The sequence below is a fragment of the Phyllobacterium sp. GQ127 genome, assembly GCF_059758635.1.
Genome location: NZ_JCAXDZ010000013.1, coordinates 43162 through 51534, shown reverse-complemented (window position 1 = coordinate 51534; position 8373 = coordinate 43162). Strand labels below are relative to the sequence as shown.

Genomic DNA, 8373 nt, shown 5'->3' with positions numbered 1-8373 from the left:
CTACCAGGCTGTTGATTCGAACTTTAAGGCCATTGTAGACTTTCATGATACAATCAAAAACGCCAAAAATGGGCTGTCATCGGCATTTTCAAAGGAAGAGTTTCTGGCGCCCCCGACAAAGGGTGAGGTTTATAAAGCTCCGAGGTGACGGCATGGCCGTTCATGGCAAAGGTCGCCAGATGTATGACAGCCAAGGATTGATTTGTCGCAACACTCGACAATATCACCTGCAAAGTGAAAACCATGCTGTAATTTATAAAACATTCGGTAAAAATACGAACGGCAATTCATCAAAACGGGAAGTGATTTTATAGCATGAGGTCAGCCGTTAATGCGCTTTGCTTTCGCAATTTCGCGCACGACTGATACGTGCCGTACGTTCAATCAAGAGGCAATAGGCAGCACTGGACAACTCCAGTCCCTTTTTCGACTTTTGCAGTGCGCCGATTTCTGTCAGGCGTTGGATGGTTTGGCTATCCGTACGTTGGATGGATTGCCCAACAAACAGGCGTTTTAATGTTTCCCATTCTTCTTTCGACAAGTCACTCATTCGAACCATGCTCCGGCGAGCTCCCATCATAAACTGTTAGGCGAGGGTTGGATTTCTTGAGGCTAAGCGAGCGGTTAGGCTCATGCCAAAAGCTAGCGCTCTGATGTTGGTTGAACAGATGCCATATGATACTAAAAAACGGAGTATTAGATGAATTCCCAGTATTTTTCAAAGCTCGACAAGCGTGGATTGAAATCCTGCAGTTGGTAGAGCGAATTACGTTCCTATAAATAATTGGATTTAGAAATGAATTATTTGACATGTGACAACTTGTTTTGGCGGCATCCACTTATATTGTTTAATTCTGACGACGCAAACTGCGGAGAGCAGGCATATGCACGCGACTACATATGAACTCGTCCTGAAAACAATTGAAACACTTTACGATGCTGCCCGCGAAGAACAGGCCTGGCCCGATGCTGTCGAACAGCTGAGACTAACCCTGAATGGTTCAAAAGCGTGTTTCACGCGCCAGGGTCCGGATCTGCATCCAGGCGACGCTGTCTCGACAGAATTCGACCCGGTATTCATTGATCTTTATCTGAAAGAGTTTTCTGAAAACAATGAGCTGGCCGATGCTGTGCTCGACGTTCCCATGGGTCAAATTTATAGTGATCATACTTTGGTGGGTCATGACAAACTCAGACGTTCGCGGCTTTGGAACGAGTGGATGGCCCCACAGGACATGTATGGCGGCCTTGCATGCAAGGTAATGAGTTCTGGATCCTCTGTGTGGTTCTTCGATGTCCAGCGCGGACGAAACCAATGCTCGTTCGACGCTCAGGATGTTGATGTTATCCAAAAAATCTTGCCGCATTTTAAGCGAGCAGCTGAACTCACACACCGACGGCGTATCACCGATGCGATGCGGACCGGACTTCAAAGTCCGATGCTGGGCGTTGCAATCGTCGATGCCGGGTTGAACATCATTGCAAAAGATAGCGTCGCTTCCAGACTAATGGAATTGGCCGGGGACCTGTTATCCGCCAGGCAGCAAGGATGCGTTGCACCAACCAAATCCCGAGAAGCGGTGGAACTGCAGCGGCTAATCCGAGCCGCATGTTCGGTGAAAGACATAGCTGGTATTGATCACAGGAACGCTCACATAGGTGGCAAGATTCTTCTGCCTTTAGGCGGCAACGGCTCCTTCAAAAAGCAACTCCTCATCTCTGTCGGGCCCGTAACGTATACAGCCGGTTCGGGTCGGGGTTTGCACCACTGCGCAGAGTTATTGATCCAGGAAGTTTCGCTCGAGTTGCCGACCGGTTTTGAGAGAAATATTTCAGAATTATTCAATCTTACACGCGCGGAATCCAGGCTCGCAGCTCTGCTCGTTTCAGGGCATAGCCTCAAAGATGCAGCCGCTCATGTTGGGATAGGATTTGGTACTGCCCGAAACTATTTGATCAGGATCTTCCGCAAGACCGGCACCAGCCAGCAAGGAGCGCTTATTGCTGTTCTCAAAACTATTCAGCCGCTCTGTTGAGGTGAGACAGTTCAGGCCCATTCATTTTAGCGCTGAGTTACCCAGAGATGAGCTTGGGATGTTGCGAGCTGAGTGATGCTGAAGGCTGTACTAACAGCTTAAAATAACCATTGAGGGTGGTAGTTGAGGCACTACTAACCAGATTGATCCATTTTGATATCATATGGCATCTATCCAGATATTTCTATCTGCCACACATTCAATAACATGCACTCGGGGCCATCCCCATCTGCAAGCATTCTGTTGCTAACGCTTTTCGAAGGCTGGAATGGTTGCCGCTACCTAAGCGCCGCAACAATTCAAGTCGGATATTGATCAGTCATCATTTAAGCGGAAGCGCTTGGCCTTGCGAAAGCCAGTACCTGAACAACAACAACACAGTTGGAGGGCAGAACAATTCCAGGTCCAGCATCACATCTCCTCATCGTCGACAAGCAAATCGAAAAGATGCTTGCCGATCCGCAAACGTACAGTGGCCCCATTGCCGAGGCCGTCAAAAACCATAGAAATCATGCCAATCTCGGAGCCATCGGTCCGGATATGATTTTTTGGGCCGACTGGTCGGAATATACGCCAATCGTCAATGCCTTGTTTGACATCTATAAGACGCTTGACGAAGTCTATGAGAAGCTATCAGCCATCTGGAAACCGATCGGTGATGTCATCGACAAGCATGTGGACGCGCTGTCTGGCGGGCTAGCCGGCGAGATCACAGAAACCCTTGAACTGGTTCGCGGTATCATCCAATCCGCGTTGATCAAGCTCATAACCGACAAGATCGATCTTTTGTCTTTTCTCAAGCCGGAAATGCAGAAAAGAGGAGCGGCGGCTCCGATTGAAGACTGGAACTGGCTTGATTACACGCATCACCGCTGGACCGGTCAGTTCAGCAAAGCATTGATCAAGAATGCACATAAAAGCAGCGACCCTTCCTTGCGGGCCTATTCGTATGGTTGGTTATCGCATGTGACCGCTGATGTGGTGGGCCATGCTTACGTCAATACGGCTGTCGGCGGTCCTTACCGAAGTCATTGGCAACGCCATTTCATCCAGGAAAAGTTCATGGACAGCTGGGTCTGGGGGTTTTACGCCACACCGGGCGTTACCATGCCGGCGTCCGCAGTTCCCGGACAAATACCGTTTGATTATTCAAAATGGACAAATGTGAATGGCGCCAGCCTCCACAAAAGCATCGATCTTGGTGAGGACATGCCTCAGTCTCTTCAAGACTTGTTGGCGGCAACGCTCAGCGAAGTTTACGAAAATCGACCGCACCCCAATGTTGGTGGCACGGTTCCATTTTTGCGCCAGGGGCAGATCAATCGGGCTTACCAGATGATGGTTGAAGGCTTGGAAATAATGACATCCAAGGACCGCTATCTGCCAAAGCCGAAACCGCCGACGGTTTTCAACGACGATGCCTTCCCGACGTTTCCGGTACCCGGTGAGAGCAGCGGCAGCGGTTCAGGCGGAAGCAGTGGCGGATCGTTTTCGCTTGCCGCCCTGCTTCAGGCCATACTCGACTACATCAATGACCTGTTTGACTACCTACAAGATCTCGGTCTCTGGCTCCTTTCACAGGTAACGTACCCGTTGACCTTTCCTGTCCGCTACGCACTTTATCTGCTGCAGCTAGGTCTTTACGAAATTTATCGACAGTTCCGCTGGGCTCTCGCCCTTAGTGGATATGCCTATCCTGATCCGGATCAACTTTCCAATCCACTCGCCCAGCAATTCGTCAATCCGCGCAATCCCTATGACCGCCTCGATGAGATGCCGCGCAGGGAGTATCCGGAAGAGCAGGATCATTGCCTGTTCTTCCCTTTGAGCAGTGTCGAGAAGCAACCTGCCATGTCGGGTCCTTACACCCGTTGGCCAATCAACTATCCCTATTGGTTCATAGAGGGAGAACCAAGTGACCTTGGTGTTGAAGAAGCTCTCATGAATGCGGACTCCCCTGACGTTACCAGGAAAATAACAAGCGGAATATACTTTCCTGAAAAGGGTCAAAGCTACAAAGGCAGTTTGGGCAGCGCTATCGATTTCTTCCTCAGGCGCATGAGCGAGGTCGCTGCCGATGGGGGCGGCGACGGCAAGATGAAGCTGCCTGACTGGAACCTCGACGCCGACCGCGGATATGGATCCAAATGCTGGGAAATAGGTCAAGGCACCAAGCTTGAGCCTCCACCTGCCGGTGGCATCAATTCCAACTATGTGGGAGATTGATCGATGGTCACCAAGAGCAAGACGCCGGTAATAACTGTCACAGCAAAACCGGTCGAGACGATTTCTGTTTTTCAGAAGAATGCCCTGACACATGCGGGTGCGATCCCGTTTCATGGCCGCTTATTGACAGACGGGACCATCACCCATGTCGCGGGTCGTCCGGAATTGGACCGCTGGCCTGGGGATGATAAAGATCGGGAAAATTTCGAAAAGGATGGATCACGAAAAGAACGTGATGAACACAAACCGCAATTTTCTGTCGAACTCCTGTGCCGTACTTTCGCTGGAGACAGTGGAGTACGGCCGTTACCCAATCTGATGTTCTGGGAAAGCCCGGATATCTGGATAGAAGGGCCATCAGGCGATCCAGACATTGCTACACCGGGTACCATCAACAAGGTCATGGTTCACATCTGGAACCTCGGCCTTGCGGACTGCTGGGCTGCACACGTCGATCTTTACTGGTGCGATCCTGCGGTGGGCATCAACGCTCAATCGGCGCAGGCTATTGGTTCCACCGTGATTGACCTCGCGGCCGGACAACACCGGATCGTTGAGTTTGATTGGACCCCGGTAATGGCAAATGATGGTCATGAATGCCTGGTGGCGCAGGTCTATGACCCAGTTTCAGATCCGATTGTCGCACCTTTTAATCCGGTGCAAGACAGGCATGTGGCTCAGCGAAACGTCAGTGTGATTTCTCTGCCCGCTGGACAACCTTTAAATTATGTTTTCTACACGCAGAATCTATCGCGTTCCATTGCTGCCGTTACGCTTGAAGTACAGCGGCTCGAAGGAGAGGCACTCGAAGTGCTGGCGCTATCGCTCGGCCAGAAAGCGTGGGCGGTTGCTGGCCAGAAAACAGTACTCCTCGGCCAGCCTGCTCAAGCGGATCTCATGGTTGGACCGCATGCCGATTGGATGGAAACAGGTTTATTCCGTGAAACGCTGCAGGATGCATTTCCTGGTACCAACGAAAGACGCAGGGTGGGGGCGGCGCTTCAAATGCTGGTTGCCCCGCAAGCCCGCGCAGTCAGAAAGCCCGCACCGGTGGGAAAAAAGCCGAAGAAGGCGTCCGCGATGCCCCAACCAGCTACCTTAAGCGTGCTTGCTGATAAAACAAAAGGAAAGACCAGCCTTCTGGCAATGCATATCGAGCCACACAGCCGCCTGAGTATTGCAATGGAAACCTCCTTGCCCAAACACGTAAAGAAAGGGTCTGCAGACGTGTATCGAATTGTCGAATGGACTGGCGACAAGATCACTGGTGGGGTGACAGTCGTGCTGCGCGGGAAATAACCGGAATGGGCTGGGCCAAAGGCTCACCCACGGCATCTCACCGAACAATACCGGTTGCAGCGAATATGAAATACCTCGCCATGTTAATCCGGGATTAATCGTTGGAAGAGCGTTGGTGCAGCGAATGACCGACATGGGGCCGGAAGCGTACAGTCAGTTTTTGAGTGCTGCTGCGCCGATAGCTGCCGTTCTGCAGTCGACTCCGTTTAGATCATCTACCGGCTACGCATATTACCCGCAACCGCCCACAGCTGCTGTCAAATTGATCGATCGGAACGAAAGCTTTACGAGCATTGTCCATGGATCGCGTGGCTGGCAGGGTTGCCCAATCCAGTCCAGAAATGGACGATTTCATTTGCTGCGAACTATACTTTGGCCGCGGACGAGCCGCCGACTCGGCGGCTTATTATTGTGAAAACTGCACCGTTGAGGTGCACTTGTAAGTGGAGATGCCTGTGAAGGAATCGCGTTCGTCTTTCGGATTGCCTGTCCTGCCACGCACTCTAACGTATCCGGCACAGCTCAGCCCTCAAAGATAACCGCCGTCAGCCGTTTGCGCTACCTTGATCGGATAGCTTGTGACGCCTGTTCTCAGAAAGTTGGTGGTCATAACTTCGCACGCAATACCATCCAGCGAACCTGAAACGAGCTCTCTTGAAGAAAGTATACTTTTTAAATCATATTTATTGCAATCCACCCCGGATATCGATATTCGCTTGATGAGTTGGGGCAGATTCAGCCGCGATCGATCGATAACGAGACGGGGCAGACAAAGGGGCTAGAGATATCGATGGCATCGGTTTTTAAAAGCGCGCTTCATTTCGGGGCGGCAATCAGTTTGACGTTGGCTTCGGGTGAGGCACTGGGGCAATCCACCGAAGAAAAGAAGAAAAACGCGCCTGCCGAGCAGCAGACAAACGGTGCGATCGTACTGGATACCATCGTCATAGAGGGTGCTCAAACCACAGCTGGAACGAATGAAATAAAGATCACCTCGGAAGATCTGCAACGCAACAATCCGGTGGATCTGAAAGGCATTTTCGCCGGCGAGCCGGCGGTCGCTGTGGGCAGCTCCATCCCGGCATCGCAGAAAGTCTATGTCAACGGTATCGAAGAGACCAACCTTTCCGTTACGATCGACGGGTCCAGTCAGAACAACAAGGTTTTCCATCACAACGGCACAAATCTGATAGACCCCAGCCTACTCAAGGCGGTGACGGTCGAGGCGGGCGTTGCACCGGCTGATGCCGGCCCCGGTGCTTTGGGTGGTTCAATCGCCTACGAAACAAAGGATGCAGCTGATCTGCTGCTGCCCGGCAAGACATTCGGCGCCATGGCGACAAGTTCGTGGAACTTCAACAGCAATACCTTCATTGGCGGTCTTGCCGCCTATGGCATCCAGAACGATTTCGAGTATCTCGGCTATATCAATTATGGCAAAGGAGATGAGTTCGAGGGCGGAAACGGCCAGGATATTCCGGGCACGGAAACGAATATCCTGAGCGGTATCGGCAAGCTTGCTTATGAATTCGCCAGTGGCGACCGCATCGAGATCAGTCATGAGCGGGTTCATGATGATACGCTGCGGCCGTTTCGCGCCAACACGTCCATTCCTGTAAGGCCGTGGGAACCTGAAGTCCGCAACTACAGGATCGACCGCAACAATACAGTCTTTACTTACACCGACACCACGCCGGAAGGATGGTGGGATCCCAGGATCGTGCTGGCCTTCAGCAACAGCGAGGTGGAAACGCCGGTCTTTACGCGCCGTGAATCCTATCCCGTTACGGGCGAGACACGCAGCTTTAACGGCAAGGCGGAAAACAAATTCGCCCTCGATATGGGCAGCATTACCGCCGGTTTGGATTTCTATAACAACAAGGCAGCGCTTGATGCGCGCGAAGACACTGCTCACGAACGAGCAAGCAATGTAGGTTTTTATGCGCAGGCGAGGCTTGAGCCATGGGAGCGCACCCGCCTGTCATTCGGCGCACGCGGCGATCACCAGTGGTTTACCGGCACTGAGGGTTCTGACTGGAGCAATTCCGGCCTGAGCGGCAATATCTCGGGCGAGTATGACCTTATACCCGAATTCCTGACTGCCAAAGCTGGTTTCTCCCATGTCTGGGCGGGTATTCCACTTGCCGAAAATTTCATCATGAATCCGGGCTGGAACTATGGCGACGGGCCGGAACCGACAACGGCTGACAATTACACGGCCGGTCTTGAAGCGACGTGGAACGGATTCACGCTCGGCGTGACTGTTTTCCAGACCAACCTGAATGACACGCGTTCGCCCCGTTATGCTGCAGCGCGCGCAATCGACGCCTATGACGTCAGGTCGGAAGGTTACGAAATCAGCGCCGGGTACAATTGGGATGAAGGGTTCGTGAACGTCAAATATGTCGACATCGATGTTGAAATTGATGGCAAACCTGCCGATTCGGATACCGGTACCTACCTTGCGACGCCCGTCGGACAGATCATCTCGATCGGTGCCGGCCACAGTTTCACCGAGTGGGGCCTGACCGTCGGTGGCAATGTCGAGTTCACGCTTGATTATGACAAAGTTGCTCCCGAGTTGGAGCCACTTGATGGTTATACGGTCGCCAACGCCTATGCCGAATATCGGCCTGTATCGCATCCCAACTTCAGCCTGCGGGCTGATGTGTTGAACTTGTTTGACGAGGAATACGCGAGCCGGGCAACCTATGGACAGGAATTTGCCAATGTCACGCCATTGCTGGAACCGGGCAGGACTTTCAAACTTACGGCCACAGCACGGTTTTAGGGCGCGTTCCTGCCCGGCAGG

General features: G+C 52.2%; 6 protein-coding genes. 5 read left to right on the top strand and 1 reads right to left on the bottom strand.

All coding sequences use genetic code 11. The features are described from left to right. Positions 1-152: 152 nt before the first annotated feature. Positions 153-314, top strand: a complete 162-nt coding sequence (locus tag AC6CHM_RS24720; protein ID WP_498175931.1) for a hypothetical protein — start codon at positions 153-155, stop codon at positions 312-314. Positions 315-328: 14 nt separating this feature from the next. Here AC6CHM_RS24720 and AC6CHM_RS24715 read toward each other — a convergent pair whose 3' ends face one another. Continuing rightward, positions 329-550 (bottom strand): hypothetical protein, encoded by a 222-nt coding sequence (locus AC6CHM_RS24715; protein WP_498175929.1) that lies wholly within the window; start codon positions 548-550, stop codon positions 329-331. Positions 551-884: 334 nt separating this feature from the next. Here AC6CHM_RS24715 and AC6CHM_RS24710 point away from each other — a divergent pair, with 334 nt between their 5' ends. The 4 genes from AC6CHM_RS24710 to AC6CHM_RS24695 all read left to right on the top strand — a co-directional run bounded on the left by AC6CHM_RS24710 (position 885) and on the right by AC6CHM_RS24695 (position 8352). Further along, positions 885-2036 carry a helix-turn-helix transcriptional regulator gene (locus AC6CHM_RS24710; protein WP_498175927.1) on the top strand — a complete coding sequence of 384 codons (1152 nt, stop codon included), beginning with the start codon at positions 885-887 and terminating at the stop codon, positions 2034-2036. Positions 2037-2417: 381 nt separating this feature from the next. Then, complete coding sequence (locus AC6CHM_RS24705) at positions 2418-4262, top strand: zinc dependent phospholipase C family protein (protein ID WP_498175925.1); 1845 nt, start codon at positions 2418-2420, stop codon at positions 4260-4262. Between the two features lie 3 nt (positions 4263-4265). Further along, a complete protein-coding gene (locus AC6CHM_RS24700; protein ID WP_498175923.1) occupies positions 4266-5561 on the top strand; it encodes a hypothetical protein in 1296 nt (431 codons plus the stop codon). A gap of 790 nt (positions 5562-6351) precedes the next feature. After that, on the top strand, positions 6352-8352 hold the full coding sequence (locus AC6CHM_RS24695) for a TonB-dependent receptor domain-containing protein (protein ID WP_498175921.1): 2001 nt from the start codon (positions 6352-6354) through the stop codon (positions 8350-8352). Positions 8353-8373: the final 21 nt, after the last annotated feature.